General features: G+C 67.6%; 22 protein-coding genes. 19 read left to right on the forward strand and 3 right to left on the reverse strand.

The genetic code is table 11. The annotated features are described in order from the left end of the window. The first annotated feature begins 671 nt into the window (after positions 1-671). On the forward strand, positions 672-2477 hold the full coding sequence (locus RQI43_RS16110; RefSeq protein ID WP_056422347.1) for a bifunctional diguanylate cyclase/phosphodiesterase: 1806 nt from the start codon (positions 672-674) through the stop codon (positions 2475-2477). 53 nt (positions 2478-2530) lie between these two features. On the opposite strand, the gene RQI43_RS16115 is transcribed toward RQI43_RS16110, so the two are convergent. Continuing rightward, positions 2531-3586, reverse strand: coding sequence for a GNAT family N-acetyltransferase (locus RQI43_RS16115; RefSeq protein WP_056422346.1), 1056 nt, complete (start codon positions 3584-3586; stop codon positions 2531-2533). A 247-nt stretch (positions 3587-3833) separates the two neighbouring features. Further along, the gene (locus tag RQI43_RS16120) at positions 3834-4220 is read right to left on the reverse strand and encodes a DUF2267 domain-containing protein (protein WP_311275793.1); all 387 of its coding nucleotides are present in this window, start codon (positions 4218-4220) and stop codon (positions 3834-3836) included. A 159-nt stretch (positions 4221-4379) separates the two neighbouring features. Here RQI43_RS16120 and RQI43_RS16125 point away from each other — a divergent pair, with 159 nt between their 5' ends. The 17 genes from RQI43_RS16125 (at position 4380) to RQI43_RS16200 (ending at position 18080) form a co-directional block, all read left to right on the forward strand. Next, a complete protein-coding gene (locus RQI43_RS16125) occupies positions 4380-5900 on the forward strand; it encodes a helicase HerA-like domain-containing protein (RefSeq protein ID WP_311275794.1) in 1521 nt (506 codons plus the stop codon). A gap of 124 nt (positions 5901-6024) precedes the next feature. Then, entirely contained in the window at positions 6025-6444 is a 420-nt protein-coding gene (locus RQI43_RS16130; RefSeq protein WP_311275795.1) for a hypothetical protein, read from the forward strand. 194 nt (positions 6445-6638) lie between these two features. Continuing rightward, positions 6639-6953 (forward strand): 50S ribosomal protein L21, encoded by a 315-nt coding sequence (gene rplU / locus RQI43_RS16135; protein ID WP_056422333.1) that lies wholly within the window; start codon positions 6639-6641, stop codon positions 6951-6953. Positions 6954-6988: 35 nt separating this feature from the next. Next, entirely contained in the window at positions 6989-7255 is a 267-nt protein-coding gene (rpmA, locus tag RQI43_RS16140) for a 50S ribosomal protein L27 (RefSeq protein ID WP_056422330.1), read from the forward strand. A gap of 152 nt (positions 7256-7407) precedes the next feature. Beyond that, a complete protein-coding gene (locus RQI43_RS16145; protein WP_311275796.1) occupies positions 7408-7893 on the forward strand; it encodes a hypothetical protein in 486 nt (161 codons plus the stop codon). An 86-nt stretch (positions 7894-7979) separates the two neighbouring features. Continuing rightward, complete coding sequence (gene obgE / locus RQI43_RS16150) at positions 7980-9014, forward strand: GTPase ObgE (RefSeq protein ID WP_056422324.1); 1035 nt, start codon at positions 7980-7982, stop codon at positions 9012-9014. Positions 9015-9057: 43 nt separating this feature from the next. Then, positions 9058-9309: a DUF4926 domain-containing protein gene (locus RQI43_RS16155; RefSeq protein WP_056422320.1), complete on the forward strand. Its 252-nt coding sequence runs from the start codon at positions 9058-9060 to the stop codon at positions 9307-9309. 33 nt (positions 9310-9342) lie between these two features. Beyond that, the gene (locus RQI43_RS24565; protein WP_405030643.1) at positions 9343-9669 is read left to right on the forward strand and encodes a DUF6883 domain-containing protein; all 327 of its coding nucleotides are present in this window, start codon (positions 9343-9345) and stop codon (positions 9667-9669) included. Continuing rightward, the gene (locus RQI43_RS16160) at positions 9666-9773 is read left to right on the forward strand and encodes a type II toxin-antitoxin system VapC family toxin (protein ID WP_311275797.1); all 108 of its coding nucleotides are present in this window, start codon (positions 9666-9668) and stop codon (positions 9771-9773) included. The genes RQI43_RS24565 and RQI43_RS16160 overlap by 4 nt, the downstream gene beginning before the upstream one ends. After that, positions 9770-10921 carry a glutamate 5-kinase gene (gene proB, locus RQI43_RS16165; RefSeq protein WP_056422313.1) on the forward strand — a complete coding sequence of 384 codons (1152 nt, stop codon included), beginning with the start codon at positions 9770-9772 and terminating at the stop codon, positions 10919-10921. The genes RQI43_RS16160 and proB overlap by 4 nt, the downstream gene beginning before the upstream one ends. 107 nt (positions 10922-11028) lie before the next feature. Next, positions 11029-12327 (forward strand): glutamate-5-semialdehyde dehydrogenase, encoded by a 1299-nt coding sequence (locus RQI43_RS16170; RefSeq protein WP_311275798.1) that lies wholly within the window; start codon positions 11029-11031, stop codon positions 12325-12327. Between the two features lie 21 nt (positions 12328-12348). Further along, on the forward strand, positions 12349-12960 hold the full coding sequence (locus tag RQI43_RS16175; RefSeq protein ID WP_056422307.1) for a nicotinate-nucleotide adenylyltransferase: 612 nt from the start codon (positions 12349-12351) through the stop codon (positions 12958-12960). Between the two features lie 73 nt (positions 12961-13033). After that, positions 13034-13465 (forward strand): ribosome silencing factor, encoded by a 432-nt coding sequence (rsfS, locus tag RQI43_RS16180; RefSeq protein ID WP_311275799.1) that lies wholly within the window; start codon positions 13034-13036, stop codon positions 13463-13465. 32 nt (positions 13466-13497) lie between these two features. Then, positions 13498-13998 carry a 23S rRNA (pseudouridine(1915)-N(3))-methyltransferase RlmH gene (gene rlmH / locus RQI43_RS16185; RefSeq protein WP_056422305.1) on the forward strand — a complete coding sequence of 167 codons (501 nt, stop codon included), beginning with the start codon at positions 13498-13500 and terminating at the stop codon, positions 13996-13998. A gap of 62 nt (positions 13999-14060) precedes the next feature. Next, complete coding sequence (locus tag RQI43_RS16190) at positions 14061-15374, forward strand: peptidoglycan DD-metalloendopeptidase family protein (protein WP_207412221.1); 1314 nt, start codon at positions 14061-14063, stop codon at positions 15372-15374. Further along, positions 15374-16696, forward strand: coding sequence for a S41 family peptidase (locus tag RQI43_RS16195; protein ID WP_056422300.1), 1323 nt, complete (start codon positions 15374-15376; stop codon positions 16694-16696). Before RQI43_RS16190 ends, RQI43_RS16195 begins: the two co-directional genes overlap by 1 nt. 157 nt (positions 16697-16853) lie before the next feature. Further along, positions 16854-18080 carry a divergent polysaccharide deacetylase family protein gene (locus RQI43_RS16200; protein WP_311275837.1) on the forward strand — a complete coding sequence of 409 codons (1227 nt, stop codon included), beginning with the start codon at positions 16854-16856 and terminating at the stop codon, positions 18078-18080. Between the two features lie 271 nt (positions 18081-18351). Here the strand turns inward: RQI43_RS16200 and RQI43_RS16205 are convergent, their stop codons facing one another. Continuing rightward, positions 18352-19545, reverse strand: a complete 1194-nt coding sequence (locus RQI43_RS16205; RefSeq protein WP_311275800.1) for a murein L,D-transpeptidase family protein — start codon at positions 19543-19545, stop codon at positions 18352-18354. Between the two features lie 321 nt (positions 19546-19866). Here RQI43_RS16205 and RQI43_RS16210 point away from each other — a divergent pair, with 321 nt between their 5' ends. After that, entirely contained in the window at positions 19867-20205 is a 339-nt protein-coding gene (locus RQI43_RS16210; RefSeq protein ID WP_311275838.1) for a RidA family protein, read from the forward strand. Positions 20206-20309: the final 104 nt, after the last annotated feature.

The following is a 20309-nucleotide window of genomic DNA, read 5'->3' on the forward strand; positions in this document are numbered from 1 at the left end:
AAAAATTCGAGGCGGGCTGCTAGGTTTCTTGCGAAGACTTTCTCTATCTGCTGAGTAAGAATTCATCTCGGCTCGAATTCGCGCTGATCTATGGAATTGCGGTATTCATGTCTTGATTCATCGGAGCCGTGTGCGATCCGGTCATCGATCAATTTTGGCCCCATCCTCTGCATACTAACATCGGTTTATAATAAATGTGTCGTATAGGCAAAGTCACGTCTAGTGCATCTATACCGGTAGATTTTTAGATTGTTGTAGAAAATTGCCTTAAAATATGGTGCGGCAATTTGAATGCAAGTCAAGTGCGCTATTTCACGGTCACATTGACTTCTCATTAAGGCGCTCTTCGCATAACGGTGCTTGAAGCAGGGGGGCACCGGCTGATTCTGGCGGTTTTGCGCAAGTATCGCCATCGAATGGAAAGCGGGTCGTGGCGGCACACGGTTCATGGTCGGAGCAAAATGCGTTCAGCCCGCGCGGGCGCGGGCGATTCTCCCATCCGCCTCAGACTTGCATCCGCCTCAGACTTGCATCCGCCTCGGACTTGCCGGTCGATGAGTGAAGCGATGGCGTCGCCGCTGAAGATCGCCGCGTGGCTTCGAACAGTCGCTTGGCGGATGCGACCGTCATCAACCGATGCCCGCCCCGCCACCGGGAATCTGCCCACGGACATGTCTCGCCGGACTCATTTCCCCGGCCGTGCCTTCTGCGGCGCGGATGCGGGACGGTCCGGCCCTCGCATCGTCCTGAAGGGCTGGTTGAGATCCGTGCGGGCCTTGCGCGCGAGCGAGGGGAGAAGGCGGCTGGGCGAGGAGCGTCTCGCGCTCGCGCTCGATAGCGGCGTGGAGGGGATCTGGGATTCGAACCTCGCCAACGGGACGATCTGGATGTCCGAACGCTGGTTGGCGCGGCTGGGTTACGCCGTCGATGCCATCGAGGCCCGCCAACCGATGGATCACATCGTCCATGCGGGGGATCGTGAGCGCCTGACCCTCGCCATGGCCGAGCATGTCAGAGGCCTCACCTCCACCTGCGAGTGCGAGCATCGGGTGGTCTGCCGCGACGGCACGTCGTTCTGGGTCCTGACCCGCGGTCGCGTCGTGGAGCGTGACCGCACCGGCCGGGCCCTGCGTGCGGTTGGAACCCAGATCGACATCACCCATCGCCACGAAGCCGAGGCGCGGGCCGAGTATCTGGCCCTGCATGACGACCTGACGGGCCTGCCGAACCGCCGCCTGCTTCGCCACCGTCTCGACCGGGCCGTGATGCGCCCCCGCGAGGGCCGCTCCACCGTCGCGGTCCTCACCTGCGATCTCGATGGCTTCAAGGCGGTCAACGACACGCTGGGCCATAGCGGCGGCGACCGTCTCCTCCGCATCGTCGCCGATCGCCTGCTCGAAGCCGTTGGCTCCGGTGGTACCGTGGCCCGGCTCGGGGGCGACGAATTCGCGCTCGTGCTCGAAGGGCTCGGCGGTCCGCACGAGGCCGATGCGATTGCCCAGCACGTGATCGCGGTTCTCGGCGCACCCATTGAGATCGACGGCATGGTGGTCGAGATCGGTGTCGGCATCGGCGCCGCGATGATGCCGAGTGAGGCCATTACCGTCGACGACCTGCTCCGGCGGGCGGATATCGCGCTCTACGAGGCCAAAACGATCGGGCGCGATACCTATCGGCTGTTCGAGCCCGCCTTGGCCGCGCGCCATTCCTCGCGGCACCTTCTCGCCTTCGACATGAAGGAGGCGATCCGGCGGGGCGACTTCTTCCTCGTCTATCAGCCGGTCATCGACCTCGTGACCGACAGGGTCACGAGCTTCGAGGCTTTGATGCGCTGGCATCACCCCGAGCGGGGGCTCATCTCGCCCGGCGAATTCATTCCGGTGGCCGAAGAGACGGGATTGATCATGTCGCTCGGCGCCTGGGCCCTGGCGGAGGCGTGCCGCGAGGCGATGACGTGGCCGGACGAGATCCGCGTCGCCGTCAACGTCTCGACGGTGCAGTTCCAGCACGACCTCGAGCGCTCGGTGTCGAGCGCCCTCGACGGGGCGAGCCTGTCGACGGATCGGCTCAAACTCGAAGTGACCGAGAGCGCGCTGATGCGGGACCCGGAGGGCGTCGTGGCGACGTTGCACCGCCTGCGGGGACTGGGCGTCAAGATCGCCCTGGACGATTTCGGCACCGGATACTCGTCGCTGAGCTATCTCCGTCGGTTTCCCTTCGACAAGATCAAGATCGACCGCGCCTTCATCAAGGATATCGCGGAGCCGGACGCGGCGGCCATCGTGCGCGCGGTGGTCGGCCTCGGCGAGCGGCTCGGCATGGGGATCGTGGCCGAGGGCGTCGAGACGACCGAGCAGCTCGAACTCGTCAGGAGCGAGGGCTGCGACGAGGTGCAGGGTTTCCTGTTCAGCCGGCCGCTCCCCGCCAACGAGGTCGCGGCCTACCTGAAATCCCGCCGCGTGAGCGCGGCGGCCTAACCAGGTTTCGCAGAAGTGTCCCCCGGTTCTGCGATGTAAACCTACCGGGGGGCTCAGGCCGCGCGCTTGTTCGCGGCCGGGCCGAAATGGCCGATATAGCGGGCGGCGATGGCCGAGACCGGCAGGACGACGAACACGTCCGTGGTGCCGAACTGGTGGTCGATCACCGCGCCGTCGCCGAAGGTGGCCCCCACCCGCAGGTAGCCCTTGATCAGCGGCGGCAGGGATTGGAGCGCGGCCTTCGGGTCCACCACCTCGCGCGGCAGTCTGTCCATGGCGACATGGCGACCGGGCAGCGCCCTGGCGCACCAGGGCTCGGGGGCGCGGGCATGGTGGTGGAGGAAGCTGAGCGCCAGGGCGAGCCTGTCCGGGTCGGTCCCCTCCAGGCTGGCGCAGCCCAGCATCGCGTCGATGCGGTGGTGCTGGACATAGGCCCAGATCCCGGCCCAGAGCAGCTCCACCGTGCGCTTGGTCCGGTAGGGTTTGAGCACGCAGGAGCGGCCGAGCTCGAGGAAGCGCTTGCCGGGATGGGCCGCCAGCAGCGGTGCGATGTCGTATTCGCCGGCGGTGTAGAAGCCGAAATTGCGGTCGGCGGCGTCCTGGCGCAGCAGGCGGTAGGTGCCCACCACCTTCGGCCTCGGGCGCCGGAAGGGTTTCGCCTCCGTCGCCGCATGGTCGATCACCAGCAGGTGGTCGCAGACCGTGTCGTAATCGTCGATGTCCCGCCGGGACAGCAGCGACATGCCGGAGGCCACCGCCGACATCTCCTGGTAGAACACCTGGTAGCGCAGGCGCTGGGCGCGGCGGATCTCGGAAACGGTGGTGGCGAGGCGGACTTCGAGATCGCCGATGCGGCCGAGGACCGGGTCGAGCCCCGGTGCGGCGAGGGGCTTCTTCAGGCGCGGCTTGAACCGGATCGGCGTCGCACCGGGGGGAACCAGCGCCCTGGCGCCGAAGCCGGGAAGGCCGGAAAGTCCCGGAATGCCCGCGAAACCCGCATGCCCCGCCTCAAGGCGTTTCTGCTTGAACCGGGCGATGGGAGCATGGACACGCGCCTCCCAGCCATTGAGCCACGCCGTGGAGGCATCGCGTGCGAAGTTCGGGACCATCAGTCCATTCCGCTCTGTCGGACCCGCGAGGCCGGCTCCCGATGGAGCGCCGGAGCCTCATATCCGCGAGGTCACATCACCACGAAGCCCGAACGCTTTTATGACAGGCTTTTGCGTGAATCCAGAGACGGTTAGTGTCGCGCCAAAATGGTTCGCCGGCGACCCTTCCATGGGTAGCCGCCGAACCTTTCCCATTCTCCTCTTCTCCGGCTTAGGCACCGGGGAAGAGAGGCCAGCCGAACCGGTCTCAGACGAACTGGTTCAGGCCGGGGATCGAACCGACGATCGGCCCCATCACGTCCTCGCCGGCCTTCTCGCGGCCGAAGGCGAAGAGTTCGCGGCCGAGGGGCTGCATCTGCCCCATGGGTACGCCGGCCGCCATCAGCTTCTGGCCGAGGGCCATCACGCCCCCGCCCATCATGCCGCCGAGCATGCCCATCAGGCCGCCGCCGCCCTCGCCCTCGTTCGCCTGGGCCGCCGCCGCATCCGCACCGGGCATCGCCGCGAAGAGCTGGGCGACCTCGGTGGCCGGGCCTTCCTTCTGCAGGAAGGCGAGGATGTGGCCGATGGCGGTCTGGGCCGTCGCGGCGTCGAGCCCGGTCACGGTGGTGACGCGGGCAATCAACTCTTCCATGTAACGATGCTCCAACGCATGAGTGTGCGTAGTCCATCTGGTCTGTCCGCGATGAAATCAAGCGCCGGGTGCGGTGCTGCTGGAAAATGCGTCCCCCGGGCGTCATAACCCCAGGGTCGCAGCGCTGGGCGCGACGCGAGGCGGTGGGATCAGGCGACCATGCAGAGCGACGGCACCCTCCTCGTTGGCAAAAGCGGCACCAAGCCGGAAGCCCTCACGCTCAGGCTCGCCAACCGCCACGGCCTCGTGGCCGGGGCCACCGGTACCGGCAAGACGGTGACGCTCCAGGTACTGGCCGAAGGGTTCTCCAATGCCGGCGTCCCGGTCTTCGCCGCCGACATCAAGGGCGACCTCTCGGGGCTGGCGGCGGCGGGCGAATCGAAGCCTGTCTTCGTCAAGCGCGCGGAGGAACTCGGGATCACGTACGAGCCCGACCGTTTCCCCACCGTGTTCTGGGACCTGTTCGGGGCGCAAGGGCACCCCATCCGCTGCACGGTGATCGAGATGGGGCCGCTGCTGCTGGCCCGGCTGCTCGAACTCAACGACACGCAGGAAGGCGTGCTCAACATCGCCTTCCGCGTCGCGGACGACAACCAATGGCCGGTCCTCGACCTGAAGGACCTGCGCGCGCTGCTGCTCTACTGCACCGAGAACCTCAAGGAGATCTCGGGCAAATACGGCAACGTCTCGGCCGCCTCCGTCGGGGCGATCCAGCGGCAATTGCTGATGCTGGAGAACCAGGGCGCCGACCAGTTCTTCGGCGAGCCGGCGCTCGACCTCAACGATTTCATGAAGCGCGACCGCGACGGGCGCGGCATCATAAACATCCTGGCCGCCGACAAGCTGATGCAGCGGCCGCGCCTCTACGCCTCGTTCCTGCTCTGGATGCTGTCGGAACTGTTCGAGCAGCTGCCGGAGGTGGGCGACCTCGACAAGCCCAAGCTGGTCTTCTTCTTCGATGAGGCGCATCTCCTCTTCGACGATGCGCCCAAGGCCCTTCTCGATGCCGTGGAGCAGGTGGTCCGGCTGATCCGCTCCAAGGGTGTCGGCGTCTATTTCGTCACCCAGAACCCCCTCGACCTGCCGGAATCGGTGCTCGGCCAGCTCGGCAACCGGGTCCAGCACGCTTTGCGTGCCTTCACGCCCCGCGACCAACGGGCGGTGAAGGCCGCCGCCGACACGTTCCGGCAGAATCCCGGTTTCGACGTCGCCTCTGCCATCACCGAACTCGCCGTCGGCGAGGCCCTGGTGAGTTTCCTCGAGGCCAAGGGCACGCCCTCGATGGTGGAGCGCGCCCTCATCGCTCCGCCGCAGGGTCGGGTCGGGCCGTTGACACCGGCCGAGCGCGCCGAGTTGATCGCGAAAAGCCCGCTTCGCGGCAAATACGACGAGGCGGTGGACAATGAGAGCGCCTACGAGATCCTCGCCGCTCGCAAGGGGCTGGATTCCGCTCCCGCTGAGGCGGCGCAGCAATCGGAAGGCGGCCTGAGCGGCATGCTCGGCAATCTGCTCGGCGGAGTCCTTGGCTCCAAACCCGCCGCGAAGGGAGGCCGCCGCCCGCCGCAGGGCCTCGCCGAACAGGTCATTGGCAACGCGGCCCGCTCGATGGCGCGGACGGTGGGAACGCAGGTGGGCAACGCGATCCTGCGGAACGTGCTGGGCGGGTTGATGAAGCGGTGACCATTCGGAAAGAGCGGCTCGTTATCCGATGGCCTTGTCGTTGAAGGAAGCACTCGCACGACGGGACGTGCCAAAGGCCGAATCCAGCGCCCGTTCCGGTACCCCCATTCGTCTGCGGCTGCGCATGAGCGCTGAGATCGACCGGCCGGTCGACGTGGCGCGCCTCCTGGTCTCGCAGGGCGTGTCCCTCAAGCGGGCACATGCGTTCCTTCAGCGGATCGCCGCGGGCGATACGGTCGCCGCTCAAATGTGGAGCGAGGATTCCGGCGCTCTCGTGGCCCGGTTCTCGGACCTTGGAATCGAGGCCGTCGAGTTGAGAATTCCGGACGTCAGTCCCAAGGAGATCCGGACGCGGATGAACCTGTCCCAGGCGGATTTCGCGACGGCATTCGGATTCGAGCTCGATACGGTGCAGAACTGGGACCAGGGCCGCAACCGGCCCGACGCCTCCGCGCGCATCCTGCTCGCGATCATCGCGCGCCATCCCTCCATCGTGGAAGCCGTGCTCGCCGAACGGGACGACACCGGAGTCGAGCCGCACTGAGCGGTGCTCCGGCAACGTCGCATTGACAAATCACCCCGTCCACGCCTATCCACCGACGCTCGCGCGGCTTCCTCGACGAAGTCCGCGCGTTTCGCGTTCGCAGCATCGCTCGATCGGTGTCGCGGATGACCTGAACAAGAAGACGGTCCAGGCTCGCTAGGCTGGAGGCCGGCAGAGAACACGAAGAGAGAACGATGTTCGCAGTCATCAAGACGGGCGGCAAGCAGTATCGCGTTGCCGCCAACGACACCATCACGATCGCCACCGTCGAGGGCGAGCCCGGTTCCGCCGTGACCTTCGGCGAAGTCCTGCTGTTCACGGACGGCGCGGGCGCCACCCAGGTCGGCGCTCCGCTCCTGTCGGGCATCAGCGTCGCCGGCGAGATCGTCAGCCACGGCCGCGACGCCAAGGTCATCGCCTTCAAGAAGCGCCGCCGTCAGAACTCGCGCCGCAAGCGCGGTCATCGCCAGCACCACACCGTGGTGCGCATCACCGGCATCAGCGCCTGACGTTCTGATCGAGACATTTCGGAGTTTAAGCCACCATGGCCCATAAAAAAGCAGGCGGTTCGTCCCGCAACGGCCGCGATTCGGCCGGCCAGCGCCTCGGCGTGAAGAAGTTCGGTGCCGAAGCCGTCATCGCCGGCAACATCATCGTCCGTCAGCGCGGCACCAAGTTCCACCCCGGCGTCAATGTCGGCATCGGCACGGACCACACCCTCTTCGCCAAGGCGGATGGCCGCGTGCTGTTCCTGACGAAGCGCGGCCGCGCCTTCGTCACCGTCGTGCCGCATCAGGAAGCCGCGGAGTAATCCACGGTCTCCCACGGCGGAGCGGCGTGCCTTCCTAGGCAGGCCGCGCGACGATCGTCCGACAGCGAAGGGAGGATGGCGCGCCATCCTCCCTTTCGTCGTCTCGACGATCGGTCCCGCCCGGAGGTGTGGCGTTCGGGAGCGGACCCGCGATGACGAAGGGTAGTCTCGGTCTCGCGGGGCTCGCCGTGGTCGGTTCGGTCGTCCTCGCCCTCTTCGTTCTGGGTGAGGGGCGCGAACCGCCCGCACCCTCTGTCGCGGAGGTGCTCCGACCGGCGCCAGGGCCGTCGCGCAAGAGTCCGACGCTCTATTGCGAATTCTACAATTTCGTCGGGCGAAGCCCCAAGGTCGGCTTCGCCTTCGCGATCTCCGACCAGGACGAGCGGCCGGTCTTCGCCCAGGTGAGCCAGTTCGAGATGGACGGTAGCCGGGCCGATTTCGGTGAGGGCGTGCCGCGCCCGATCTGGGCTTTCGACGATGCGCAGGTGCCGGCGACGCTCACGTCTCCGGATGGCGCCATTGTCATCAATCTCTACGCCTACGACCGGACGAAGTCGGATGGGGCGTGGTTCGAGGCGGGCCTGCGCAGCGTGCAGTACCTGAACCTCGACGGGAAGTGCCGTCAGGGCGCAGCCTGAACCCGAACCCGCATGTGATTCGCGTAAGGTCCGGCCCCAGATGGGGGCAGGGCACAAGCGAACCCAAGACAGAGACGAGAACACCCGTGAAATTCCTCGACGAAGCCAAGGTCTATGTCCGCTCCGGTGACGGCGGCGCCGGCTGCGTCGCGTTCCGGCGCGAGAAGTTCATCGAGTTCGGCGGCCCCAACGGCGGCGATGGCGGCCGTGGCGGCGATGTCTGGGTCGAGTGTGTCGACGGCCTCAACACGCTGATCGACTATCGCTACCAGCAGCATTTCAAGGCCAAGAAGGGCGAGCACGGCATGGGCTCGAACCGCCACGGCGCCAATGGGGCGGATGTGGTGCTGAAGGTGCCCGCCGGCACCGAGATCATCGCCGAGGACGGCGAGACCCTGATCGCCGACATGACCCATATCGGGCAGCGCGTGCGCTTGGCCAAGGGCGGCAATGGCGGCTTCGGCAACGCCTATTTCACCACCTCTACGAACCGCGCGCCCAAACACGCCAATCCGGGCCTCGAAGGCCATGAGCAGTGGATCTGGCTGCGCCTGAAACTCATCGCCGATGCCGGCCTCGTCGGCCTGCCCAATGCCGGCAAGTCGACCTTCCTCGCAACCGTGACGGCGGCCAGACCCAAGATCGCCGATTATCCCTTCACCACCCTGCATCCGGGTCTCGGCGTGGTCCGCTCGGACGAGCGTGAATTCGTGCTCGCCGACATTCCCGGCCTGATCGAGGGCGCGCATGACGGCGTCGGCCTCGGCGACAAGTTCCTCGCCCATGTGGAACGCTGCCGTGTGCTGCTCCACCTCGTGGAGGCCACGAGCGAGCATGCCGGCAAGACCTACAAGCTCGTCCGCAAGGAGCTCGAAGCCTATGGCAACGGGCTCGCCGACAAGCACGAGATCGTCGCCCTGTCGAAGTCCGATGCCGTCGATCCCGACACCCTGAAAGAGCAGGTCGCGCGCCTGAAGCGGGCCTCCAAGGCGAAGCCGCTGATCCTGTCCTCGGCCACCGGCCTCGGTGTGCAGGACGCCCTCCGCGCGATCACCCGGGAGATGATGGAAGCCAAGGCCGCCGAGGCCGAGGCACGGCCGGCGGAGGCTTGGCAGCCATAAACGAGCGTTTTGTCTGCCGCGCGACTCGCGATAGAGTGCTTCGATGTCTATCGAAGTCCTTTATCTGCTGAGGAAAGACGATCCGGGAGCCGCGCTCCGGGATTTGGACGACGTGACCCTGCTTGCGGATGTGACGACCGATGACGGTGTGACGATTCCAGTCGGTACGGCAGGGACGATTGTCGGCGTCTGGCGTGACGGCGAAGCGTTTGAAGTCGAGTTCGCGCTCCCCGAGGGAGCAGTGGCGACGGTGCATGCCGGGGCGTTGACCCGCACGCGGCGTAGCGCCTCTTGAGCCGAGATCTAACCTTCGATCCGTGGTCTGACGATCAGCGAGGACAAGGTGACTCGCTACTGTCTCAATATCAATCATCCGCGCGGCGGCCCGAAGGCGAGATTTCTGTTCCGCTTCGGTTTCGAGGCTGGCGAGCCGCGTGTCCTGCAGGATTCGCTCGCCGATCACCTTCTGCTCGCTCCGGATGCATGGACGATCTCGACTGCGCAAGGCGACACCAAGATCGTGTGCGAGGGGCCGATCACTTCACCGGATGGGCGCCACCCCATGATCCGAACTGTCTGGATGTTGGAGGATGGATTCGCCGCTTTCGTTACCCTCATTCCTCTCTCGCGCGGAAAGCCGAGTCCGACAACGTGAGGCGACGGGTCGGTATCGCCCCGACCCATGCGCTGCCGCTGCTGTTCAAGGGGCAGGACTTCGTTCACACGGATATCGCGTTCGCCTACACCCCCGTGCCATGACCTCTTCTGCTCAAACCGCCTTGTCCCAGATCCCCGTCCTTCAGGATTTTCGCCGCGTCGTCATCAAGGTCGGCTCGGCGCTTCTCGTCGACCGCGCGCGCGGTCGCCTGCGCCATGCCTGGCTCGCGGCTCTCGCCGAGGACATCGCCGATCTGCATGCGCGGGGCGTGGATGTGCTCGTGGTTTCTTCGGGCGCCATCGCTCTGGGGCGGACGGTGCTTGGCTACGCGCCCGGCACGCTCCGGCTGGAGGAGAGCCAGGCCGCCGCCGCCGTGGGGCAGATCGCGCTCGCGCGTTACTGGGCCGAGGCGCTCGGCCATCACGGTATCGCCGCCGGCCAGATCCTGGTGACGCCGCAGGACACCGAGGAGCGCCGCCGCTACCTCAATGCCCGGGCCACGGTGCTGAAGCTCCTCGAAGTCCGGGCCGTGCCGGTGGTCAACGAGAACGATACGGTCGCCACCAGCGAGATCCGCTACGGCGACAACGACCGTCTCGCCGCCCGCGTCGCCACCATGATCGGGGCCGACGTCCTGGTGCTGTTCTCCGATATCGACGGGCTCTACACGGCCCCCCCCGCCACCGACCCGGAGGCGCGGCACCTGCCCCTCGTCGAGCGCATCACGCCCGAGATCGAGGCCATGGCGGGCGGGCCGGCCTCGGAATTGTCCCGCGGCGGTATGCGCACCAAGGTCGAGGCGGGCAAGATCGCCGCCAGCGGCGGCACCCACATGGTCATCGCCGACGGACGCGAGAAGAACCCCCTTCGCACCATCCTGCAGGGCGGGCGATGCACCTGGTTCCTGTCCGGCTCGAACCCCGTCGCCGCCCGCAAGGCCTGGATCGCCGGGTCATTGGAGCCGCGCGGCGTCCTCGTGGTCGATGCCGGGGCGGCCCGTGCCTTGCAAGGCGGCGCGAGCCTTCTGCCGGTCGGCGTCACCGGATTGTCGGGCAGCTTCGGGCGCGGGGACGCGGTGATCATCCGGGACGTGCAGGGACGCACCCTGGGGCGTGGCCTCGTGGCCTACGATAGTGCACAGGCTGCGCAGATCATCGGTCGCCCGAGTCGGGAGATCGCGGAATTGCTTACTCATCCCGGTCGTTCTGAAATGGTGCATCGCGATGACCTCGCAATGGTCGGGGAATAGGCTCGAATATTGAGCAATGTGCTTGTTTTGCTGCCTTAACGCGTGGCATGAGGGCACAGTCAACATGCTGCCATCGCCTTGAACGGTGAGCTGCGAGGAAACAGACCGTGCCCGTTCTGAATCTGAGATCCGATTTCGCCGCCGCTCCCGATCTTACCGAGCAGATGCAGGAGATCGGCCACCGGGCCCGTGCGGCCGCCCGCAAGATCGCCCAGGCTTCGGCTCAGGCGAAGGATGTCGCCCTTCGCCAGGTGGCCGATTGCCTGAGGACGAGCCGGGACGCGATCCTCGCCGAGAACGCCCGCGATGTCGCCGCCGCCACGGCGAGCGGCCAGACCCAGGCGTTGATCGACCGCCTCACCCTCGACGAAGGCCGTCTCGCCGCCATGGCCGATGCGGTGGCCAAGATCGGCGCGCTGCCCGATCCCGTCGGTCGCCAGCTCGCGGCGTTCGAGCGCCCGAACGGGCTGCTGATCGAGCGGATTGCCGTGCCGCTCGGCGTCGTCGGCGTCATCTTCGAGAGTCGCCCCAACGTCACCGCCGATGCGGGTGCCCTCTGCCTCAAGGCCGGCAACGCCGCGATCCTTCGCGCCGGGTCGGACAGCCACCGCACCGCCATGGCCATCGCGCGTGCCATGCGCGAGGGGCTGGAAGCCGCCGGCCTGCCAGCGGATGCGGTGCAGATCGTCCCCACCCGTGACCGCGCGGCGGTGGGCGCCATGCTGTCGGGCCTCGACGGCTGCATCGACGTCATCGTGCCCCGGGGCGGGCGCGGCCTCGTGGAGCGGGTCCAGGCCGAGGCCAAGGTGCCGGTCTTCGCCCATCTCGACGGCATCTGCCACGTCTACGTGGCGGCCGGCGCGGATCTCGACATGGCGCGCACGCTGGTGATCAACAGCAAGATGCGCCGCACCGGCATCTGCGGCGCCGCCGAGACCCTGCTCGTCGATGCCGCCGTGGCGGAGACTCACCTCGCCCCCCTCGTCACGGCGCTGATCGAGGCCGGCTGCAGCGTCCGCGGCGATGCGGCTACCCAGGCGGTGGATGCACGGGTCACCGCCGCCACTGAGATCGACTGGCGCACCGAGTATCTCGACGCCATCATCGCCGTGAAGGTGGTGGACGGGCTCGACGCCGCGATCGCCCATATCGAGGCCAACGGTTCGCACCATACCGATGCCATCGTCACGGCCGACGCCTTCGAGGCGGCGCGCTTCCTGGCGGAGGTCGATTCGGCCATCGTCACCCACAACGCCTCGACGCAATTCGCCGATGGCGGCGAGTTCGGGTTCGGCGCCGAGATCGGCATCGCCACCGGGCGCATGCATGCGCGAGGCCCCGTGGGCGTGGAGCAGCTGACGACCTTCAAGTACCGGGTCCACGGCCGTGGGCAGACCCGTCCCTGATGCGGATGGCCGGCATTCTCCATGCGGCTTGATGCGGCCGGGCTCGCCCGGCTGCCTCCCGCCGCGCCCGGCCTGCGGATCGGGCTCTATGGCGGGTCGTTCAACCCGGCCCATCTCGGCCACCGGCATGTAAGCCTGGTGGCGTTGAAGCGGCTCGCCCTCGACCGGGTGTGGTGGATGATCACGCCGGGCAATCCGCTGAAGGACCGCTCGGCGCTCGCCCCCCTCGATCGCCGGATCGCCATCGCCGAGGCCGTGGCAAACCATCCGCGCATCGCCATCACCGATTTCGAGACGCGGATCGGGGCCCGTTACACGCGCCAGAGCCTGGATTACCTCCGGGCCAGGCATCCAGGCGTCCGCTTCGTCTGGATCATGGGCGCCGACTCTCTCGCGGCATTTCACCGCTGGCGCGATTTTCGTGCTATCGCCGCCATGATGCCGATCGCGATCATCGATAGGCCCGGTTTCACCCTGACGGCGACGAGTGCCCGAGGGGCGCAGGCCATGGGCCGGTGGCGCATCGACGAATCGGATGCGGGCCTCCTCGCCGATCTCGAACCCCCGGCCTGGGTGTTTCTCCACGGCCCGCGCTCGACCTTGTCGTCCACCGCCCTGAGGGCGGGACGGTGACGAGCGCGTCGCGACTCTTGAAAACGGAGAGTGATCGTTCCACTCTCTCCAGACTATAGATTGTTCAGATACAATGACCGCCGTCACTTCGGGAATCGAGACACTGACCGATTCGCACCATTCTGGAACCACAGGTTCCGACCACGCCGCCGATCAGAGGATCGGTGATCTGAAGACGCTCGCGCTCGATTGTCTCGAAGACATGAAGGCCGAGGAGACCATCGAGATCGATCTCGCCGGTCGGACCTCACTGGCCGACACGATGATCATCACCTCCGGCCGCTCGCAGCGCCATGTCAGCGCCATCGCCGACCGCATCCTGCAGGAAATGAAGAGCAAGGGCTTCGGTACGGCCCGGGTCGAAGGCATGCCCGCCTGCGACTGGGTTCTGATCGATACCGGCGACATCATTGTCCATATCTTCCGGCCGGAAGTCCGTGGCTTCTACAATCTCGAGAAGATGTGGGGCGCGGATCGTCCGACCACCGACCTGCTGGCCGGCTGAGCATCGGATCGATGGCGCGGGGCGCCTGACGCGTGCGTCTGCTCGTCACGGCGGTCGGCCGCCTCAAACCCGGACCCGAACGGGACCTCGCATCCCGCTATCGCGAACGTGCGGTCCAACTCGGTCGTGGCTTGGGTCTCACCGCCTGCGACGTCGTCGAGATTCCTGAGAGCCGCGCCCGGCGCGCCGTCGACCGCAGCGTGGAGGAGGGGGCGGCGATCCTGTCCCATGCCCCGGCCTCATCGAGCGTGCTGCTGGTCTATGACGAGCGCGGGCGCTCGGACTGGACCAGCGAACGCATCGCCGAGCGGATCGCGTCCTGGCGCGACGCGGCCACGGCGACGCTGGTCGTCGCCATCGGCGGCGCCGACGGGCTCGCGCCGGCGGTGCGCGCGCGCGCCGACCTTTCCCTCGCCTTCGGGGCGGCCACCCTGCCTCACGGCCTTGTGCGCGTGCTGGCGCTGGAGCAGGTGTACAGAACGCTGACGATCCTGGCAGGGCATCCCTATCATCGGGGCGACATCGACGCATGAGGGGCGGACACGCGCGGCGCGGGCCTGACGGCGGAGCGATCCGTATCGCTGCCTATGCGGCGATGGCGGTGCTGACGCTCGGTCCGGCCTACGCACAGGACGCTCCAAAGCAGCAGGACGCACCGAAACCGCAGGATGCCGCCGGCGCCGACGCGATCCAGCGCGCCATCGACGAGAAGGCCCGCCGCGCCGAGAACCTGAAGCGGATCGAGGAGCAGCTCGCCGCCTCCACCGGTGCGCGGGCGAAGCTCGAAGCGGAGGTCGCCTCGGTCGCCGGAGACCGGGCCAAGCTGAATGCGGCCCTCCTCGACGCCGCCCGTCAGGCGCAGGCGACGGAGGGCAGGATGAGCCGGCTGGAGGAGCGCCTGAAGACGCTCACCGCCAGCGAAGCCGGCATCCGCCGCTCCCTCGAAGCCAGACGGGGCGTCATCGCCGAGATCCTCGCCGCCCTGCAACGCATGGGACGAAGGCCGCCTCCGGCGGTCCTGGTCCAGCCGGAGGACGTGCTTGCCGTCATCCGCACCTCGATGCTGCTCGGCGCGGTGGTGCCCGAACTGCGCGGCGAGGCCGAGACCCTGGCTGCCGACCTCACCGAGATGGTGCGCCTGAAGGGCCTCATCGCCGCCGATCGCGAGGGCCTGCAGAACGACCTCGCCGGCTGGGCCCGGGAGCAGCAGCGGCTCAACGCCCTCATTACGGCCCGCCGTACCCGGCTCGCCGAAGTCGAGAGTGGTCTCGTCACCGAGCGCGCGCGCACGGCCGAGCTCGGTGTCCAGGCGAAAAGCCTGAAGGAACTCCTCGACCGGATGGAGAACGAGGTCGCCTCGGCCCGCCGGGCGGCGGAGGAGGCCCGCGCCGCCGAGACGAAGGAAGCGCGGGCGACCCAGGAGCGGTTCGCGGCGGCCGGCACACGCGATCCCGCGCGGCTCGCCCCCAAGATCCGCTTCGTGGACACACGCGGCGACGTGCCGAGGCCGGTGAGCGGCACGACGCTGCGCAGCTTCAACCAGCCCGACGGCAATGGCGGAACGACCCGCGGCATATCGCTCGCGACCCGCCCGAAGGCGGTGGTTTCCTCTCCATCCGATGGGTGGGTGTCGTTCGCTGGGCAGTTCCGCTCGTATGGACGACTCTTGATCATCAATGCCGGCGATGGCTACTATCTGCTGCTGGCCGGTATGGATCAGATCAACGTCGAGGTCGGACAGTTCGTGCTTGCGGGGGAACCGGTGGCAGCTATGGGTGAGGGCGGCCAGGGCGCCACACCGGGCGACCGCGACGGACCGGTCTTGTACGTCGAGTTCAGGAAAGACGGCGGCTCCATCGATCCGGAGCCTTGGTGGGCGAAGAGCCCCAGCGAGAAGGTTCGCGGATAATGCGCAAGATTTCCCTAGTCCTGGCCGGCGCGTTCCTTGGCGTCGGTTCCTCACTCCTCGCCACCCAGACGCATCTGCTCTCCGGGACCAGCGCGGTGGCGGCTTCCGCCGAGACCTACCGCCAGCTCAGCCTGTTCGGTGACGTGTTCGAGAAGGTGCGGACCGACTATGTCGAGAAGCCCGACGAGGCCAAGCTGATCGAGGCGGCCGTCAACGGCATGCTCACCTCGCTGGACCCGCATTCGAGCTACATGGACTCGAAGAGCTTCCGTGACATGCAGGTGCAGACCAAGGGCGAGTTCGGCGGCCTCGGCATCGAGGTCACGATGGAGGACGGCCTGATCAAGGTGGTCAGCCCCATCGACGACACCCCCGCCTCCAAGGCCGGCATCCTAACCAACGACATCATCACGCAGATCGACGAGGACCAGGTCCAGGGTCTCACCCTGAACCAGGCCGTCGACAAGATGCGCGGCCCGGTGAACTCGCCGGTGAAGCTCAAGATCTCCCGCAAGGAATCCAAGGATCCGATCGACGTCGTGCTCAACCGCGACGTCATCAAGATCAAGCCGGTGCGCTCGCGCGCCGAGGGCGGCGATGTCGGCTACATCCGCCTGACGCAGTTCACCGAGCAGACCTATGACGGCCTGCGCAACGCCATCGACAAGCTCTCCGGGGAAGTGGGCCAGGACAAGCTGAAGGGCTACGTCCTCGACCTGCGCAACAATCCGGGCGGCCTCCTCGACCAGGCCGTGTCGGTCTCCGACGCGTTCCTCGACCGGGGCGAGATCGTCTCCACCCGTGGCCGCAACCCGGACGAGACCCAGCGCTTCTCGGCCAAGTCCGGCGACCTCACCAAGGGCAAGCCCATCGTCGTCCTGGTGAATGGCGGCTCCGCCTCGGCCTCCGAGATCGTGGCCGGCGCCCTGCAGGATCACAAGCGCGCCACCGTGCTCGGCACGCGCTCCTTCGGCAAGGGCTCGGTCCAGTCGATCATCCCGCTCGGCGGCAGCGGCGCGCTGCGTCTCACCACGGCGCGCTACTACACGCCGTCGGGTCGCTCGATCCAGGCCAAGGGCATCGAGCCGGACCAGGAGGTCCTGCAGGAGATTCCCGACGAGCTGAAGGGCAAGGACGAGACCAAGGGCGAGGCCGGCCTGAAGGGGCACCTCAAGCAGAAGGATGTCGAGGAGCGCGGCGGTTCCTCGGCTTACGTCCCGCCGGATCCGGCCAAGGACAAGCAGCTGATCGCGGCCGTGGACTTCATCCGGGGTATCCAGAAGGGCGCGGCCAACACGCCGAAGGCCGCCGTTCCGAACTGAAGATCACGGCTCCATCCTGAAACGCCGCCGGCGTCGCGGGATTTAAAGAAACGTTAACCAGCGCGGCCCGCAATGTCGGTCAGACCGACTCGGCGGGCCGCTTCGTTTCTCACACGATAAGCCCGCCTCGGTCGTTCGCGAGCCCTCAGGGAAACGGCTGACCGTGGCCACCGACGACATCCTGACCCGTCCGCTGGGAACCAAGAGTGCTGCGGCGTCCCGCACGCTCGGCCAGCGGCTGCGCGGTGTCTCGATGCCCCGGATGAGCCCGCCGACCTTGGTCGCCCTCGCGGCGGCCGGCCTCGCCATCGGAATCACGATCCTCGCCGTGACCGGCGATCCCCAGGGGGGCGAGCCCGCCGCTTTCGCGGCGATCACCCTGCGCGAACCGGCGGCCCCCGCTCCCGTGGCGAAGGCCCCCGAGCCTCCGCCCGCGTCGTCGGCGCCGCGTTCGGCCGGCGAGGTCGAGACGGCCTCGGGCGTCCGTGTGGTGCGGCCGGCCGGTGCCGCCGCCACCGATGCGGTGATCATCCGCGTGCCCGACAGCGAGCCCGTGCGCCTGGCCGCCCCCGATCCTCGCCTGCTGGAGCGGGGCCGTCATGGCAGCGTGCCGAAGATCGGCGACGGCCGCCGCCGACCCCTCGACGTCTATGCCCGCCCCGATCCCGATGCGGGCGCGCCGGGCGCGCGCATCGCCATTCTCGTCACGGGCCTCGGCGTCGGGCAGGCCGCGACGGCGGGCGCCATCACCAAGCTGCCGCCGGCGATCAGCCTCGCCTTCTCACCCTATGGCGGCGATCTCGAACGCAGCGTCGCCCGCGCCCGCGATTTCGGCCATGAGATCCTGGTCCAGGCGCCGATGGAGCCGTTCGATTATCCCGACAGCGATCCCGGCCCGCAGACCATGCTGACGAGTTCGCGGCCGCCGGAAAACCTGGACCGTCTGTCCTGGGTCATGAGCCGGTTCGGAGGCTATGTCGGTCTCGTGAACTTCATGGGAGCCAAGCTCGAAGGCGATGCCGCCGCCTTCGAGCCGGTATTGCGCGAGATCGGCGCGAGGGGGCTCGGCTTCGTGGATGACGGCGCGTCGTCGCGCTCGCTGGCGACGTCTCTCGGCGGCAAGCTCAAGATCCCCGTCGCCCGCGCCGAGATCGTCCTCGATGCCTTGCCCCAGGCGGACGCGATCGACCGCGAACTCGCCCGGCTGGAGGCCCAGGCCAAGGCGACCGGGTTCGCGCTGGCCTCGGCGGGCGCCATGCCGATGACGATCGAGCGGATCGCCCGCTGGGCGAGTGACCTCGAAGCCCGCGGCGTTCGCCTCGTCCCCGTCAGCACCGCCCTGCGGGGAGCGCCACCCGCGCGGCTGTCGAGCGCGGGACCGTGAGAGGGGCGGCGGCTGAGTCCTTCGGCTGAGCTGATCGACCACGTGCGGTCCGGGCGTGAGCATCCCCTCGCCCCGCCTGCGGGGAGAGGGACGCGTCTCCCCCTCGTCGGGAAGCGCGTCGAGGCGGAAGCCGACGGTGAGGGGGCTCGTCCGGATGAGGTTCATTCGGGAACCGCCCCCTCACCCTCGCTCCGCTCATCACAGGCACGACAAGGTGCCTGTGATCCTCTCCCCGCGCGCGGGGAGAGGGGAACCTGCTCATTCGTATGCGCTAGCGCTGCGCCAGGGTTTCGATGATGACCGGCGGGGTCGGGGCCGGCATCTGTCCGGTGAGGGAGGCCGAGAGCATCGTCGGCAGGGTCTGATCGTAGCGCATGACGAGGGCGGCGAAGCGCGACGGCTCGGTCTCGTAGGCCGGCTTGAACCCGCGCACCCGCATGAGCGCGGGAACCGAAGCCGCCACCATCCAGCGCGACCAGACCGCCTCGGCGACGAGGACCGGGCGGCGCTGGGCCGGAATCACGATCACGTCCTGGCCGGCATAGGCGAGGGCCTCGGGCCGGCTGACATCGCCGAGCGAGACGCCCTTGGCGGAGAGGGCGGCCCAGAAGGGATGCTGTGCCCCGTCCGAATAGGTGGTGCGCACGGCAGCGCTCCCATCCTCCACCAGGCTTGCGATGCGCGCCTCCTCCTGCACCCGGCGCGCCGTCACCAGCGATTCCAGGGCGGGGTCCTTGTAGGGAAGGAAGGCGTAGCGGCCGGCGGTGACGGTGACGTTCGGCTCCTCGCCCGTCGCCTCGAACCGGTCCGAACCTTCCTTGAGCTGGCGCCAGAAGGCGATGTTCGGGTCCGTCCGGTAGCGGGCCATGTTCGCCGCGCTCATCCGGAACGGGTAGGACTGGAACTGGAACGCCGCCTGTCCGCCGGCGAAGGCGTCGCGGGCGATGGCGTAGATCTCGCCGACCACCTGGTCGGTCATGGCGAAACACCCCATCGACGAGCAGACGCCGTGGACCATCACGGCCGAACCGGTGAAGCCGTGCGCGCGGTCATAGGCGTTGGGGTAGCCGACATCGAAGGAGAGGTAGTAGCTCGAATTCGGGTTCATCTGGCGCGGAGGCACCGAGTAGAACCCTTCCGGCGTCTGGCGGTCGCCGGTCTTGCGCTTGGGGCCGAGCTGGCCCGACCAGCGGCAGATCGGAAAGGTCTTGATATGGACGAAGCGCCCACTGGCGGCTTTCTTCCAGACCTCGATCTCGGATTCCTTCTTGTAGGCTCTGAACAGGACCGGCGCCGAGGCGCTGGTGCCCTTCTGGCTCATCAGCGCGAGGGTCGCCGCCGGGATCGGAGCCGTGGCCTTGGCCGATTGCGCCCGTGCGATGTCCGGCGCGGCGAGCCCCAGAGCCAGCAGGAGAAGCCAGGCGACGGCGCGGCGCTGTACGACTGGCGAGGGTAGAACGACCATGCCCGGCCCTGGAAAGGGATGCGCCGACCGACCGCCGACACCGTGCAACAGGGTGCACGAAGCCTTGCTTATCCCATCCCAATGGGGCGGCAATAGGGGAAGCGCCGCCGCCCTTCTTCTTTGGTCGACCGACGATCACCGACGCCGGCCGAAATGCGGAGGTTCGGCGGGTCGAGGGACGCTCTGTCGCGAAGATTACATCGGAGGGAGATATCGTCGGCCTGGCATTCGTGGGTTGTCACGCCATGCCGGCAATGGAGCATCGAGATGCTGCGACCCATCAATCCGCCCGGTCCCTCGATTCCCGGCATCTCGCAGGCAATGCTGGTTTCGGAGGGCCGATTGCTCATCCTCTCGGGCCATGTCCCCTTCGACGGCGCCAGCGAAGTGGTCAGCGGGGATCTGGCGACCCAGCTCGATCGGGTGTTCCGGAATATGCAGGCGACGCTCCACGCGGCGGGCGCCGATTTCAGCGCCGTCGCGCGTCTCACGATCTATGTCCGGGACTATGATCCAAGCCAGCTCCCAATCATCCGGGCGGTGCGCGATCGCTGGATCAACGCCGAATGCCCACCGGCCAGCGCATTGATCGGCGTTGCGGCGCTGGCATTCCCCGACATGTTGGTCGAGGTGGATGCGATGGCGTTCCTGCCCGCCTAGCCTCGCCGCCGTTGAGCGGCAGCGGCGTGGCGAAGCGGACCGGAGGGGACAGCGGCCGGCCATGTCGGACGGGCCACCGGCGACGAGGAGGGGCGTGTCCCGGC

Source organism: Methylobacterium sp. WCS2018Hpa-22, assembly GCF_031843785.1.
Lineage (GTDB): Bacteria > Pseudomonadota > Alphaproteobacteria > Rhizobiales > Beijerinckiaceae > Methylobacterium.

Excerpts from the sequence above, each read along its gene's own strand:
- RQI43_RS16110 (WP_056422347.1), top strand. The coding sequence starts at position 672 with ATGTCTCGCCGGACTCATTTCCCCGGCCGTGCCTTCTGCGGCGCGGAT.
- RQI43_RS16115 (WP_056422346.1), bottom strand. The coding sequence starts at position 3,586 with ATGGTCCCGAACTTCGCACGCGATGCCTCCACGGCGTGGCTCAATGGC.
- RQI43_RS16120 (WP_311275793.1), bottom strand. The coding sequence starts at position 4,220 with ATGGAAGAGTTGATTGCCCGCGTCACCACCGTGACCGGGCTCGACGCC.
- RQI43_RS16125 (WP_311275794.1), top strand. The coding sequence starts at position 4,380 with ATGCAGAGCGACGGCACCCTCCTCGTTGGCAAAAGCGGCACCAAGCCG.
- RQI43_RS16130 (WP_311275795.1), top strand. The coding sequence starts at position 6,025 with ATGAGCGCTGAGATCGACCGGCCGGTCGACGTGGCGCGCCTCCTGGTC.
- rplU (WP_056422333.1), top strand. The coding sequence starts at position 6,639 with ATGTTCGCAGTCATCAAGACGGGCGGCAAGCAGTATCGCGTTGCCGCC.
- rpmA (WP_056422330.1), top strand. The coding sequence starts at position 6,989 with ATGGCCCATAAAAAAGCAGGCGGTTCGTCCCGCAACGGCCGCGATTCG.
- RQI43_RS16145 (WP_311275796.1), top strand. The coding sequence starts at position 7,408 with ATGACGAAGGGTAGTCTCGGTCTCGCGGGGCTCGCCGTGGTCGGTTCG.
- RQI43_RS16155 (WP_056422320.1), top strand. The coding sequence starts at position 9,058 with ATGTCTATCGAAGTCCTTTATCTGCTGAGGAAAGACGATCCGGGAGCC.
- proB (WP_056422313.1), top strand. The coding sequence starts at position 9,770 with ATGACCTCTTCTGCTCAAACCGCCTTGTCCCAGATCCCCGTCCTTCAG.
- RQI43_RS16175 (WP_056422307.1), top strand. The coding sequence starts at position 12,349 with ATGCGGCTTGATGCGGCCGGGCTCGCCCGGCTGCCTCCCGCCGCGCCC.
- rsfS (WP_311275799.1), top strand. The coding sequence starts at position 13,034 with ATGACCGCCGTCACTTCGGGAATCGAGACACTGACCGATTCGCACCAT.
- RQI43_RS16190 (WP_207412221.1), top strand. The coding sequence starts at position 14,061 with ATGGCGGTGCTGACGCTCGGTCCGGCCTACGCACAGGACGCTCCAAAG.
- RQI43_RS16195 (WP_056422300.1), top strand. The coding sequence starts at position 15,374 with ATGCGCAAGATTTCCCTAGTCCTGGCCGGCGCGTTCCTTGGCGTCGGT.
- RQI43_RS16205 (WP_311275800.1), bottom strand. The coding sequence starts at position 19,545 with ATGGTCGTTCTACCCTCGCCAGTCGTACAGCGCCGCGCCGTCGCCTGG.
- RQI43_RS16210 (WP_311275838.1), top strand. The coding sequence starts at position 19,867 with ATGCTGGTTTCGGAGGGCCGATTGCTCATCCTCTCGGGCCATGTCCCC.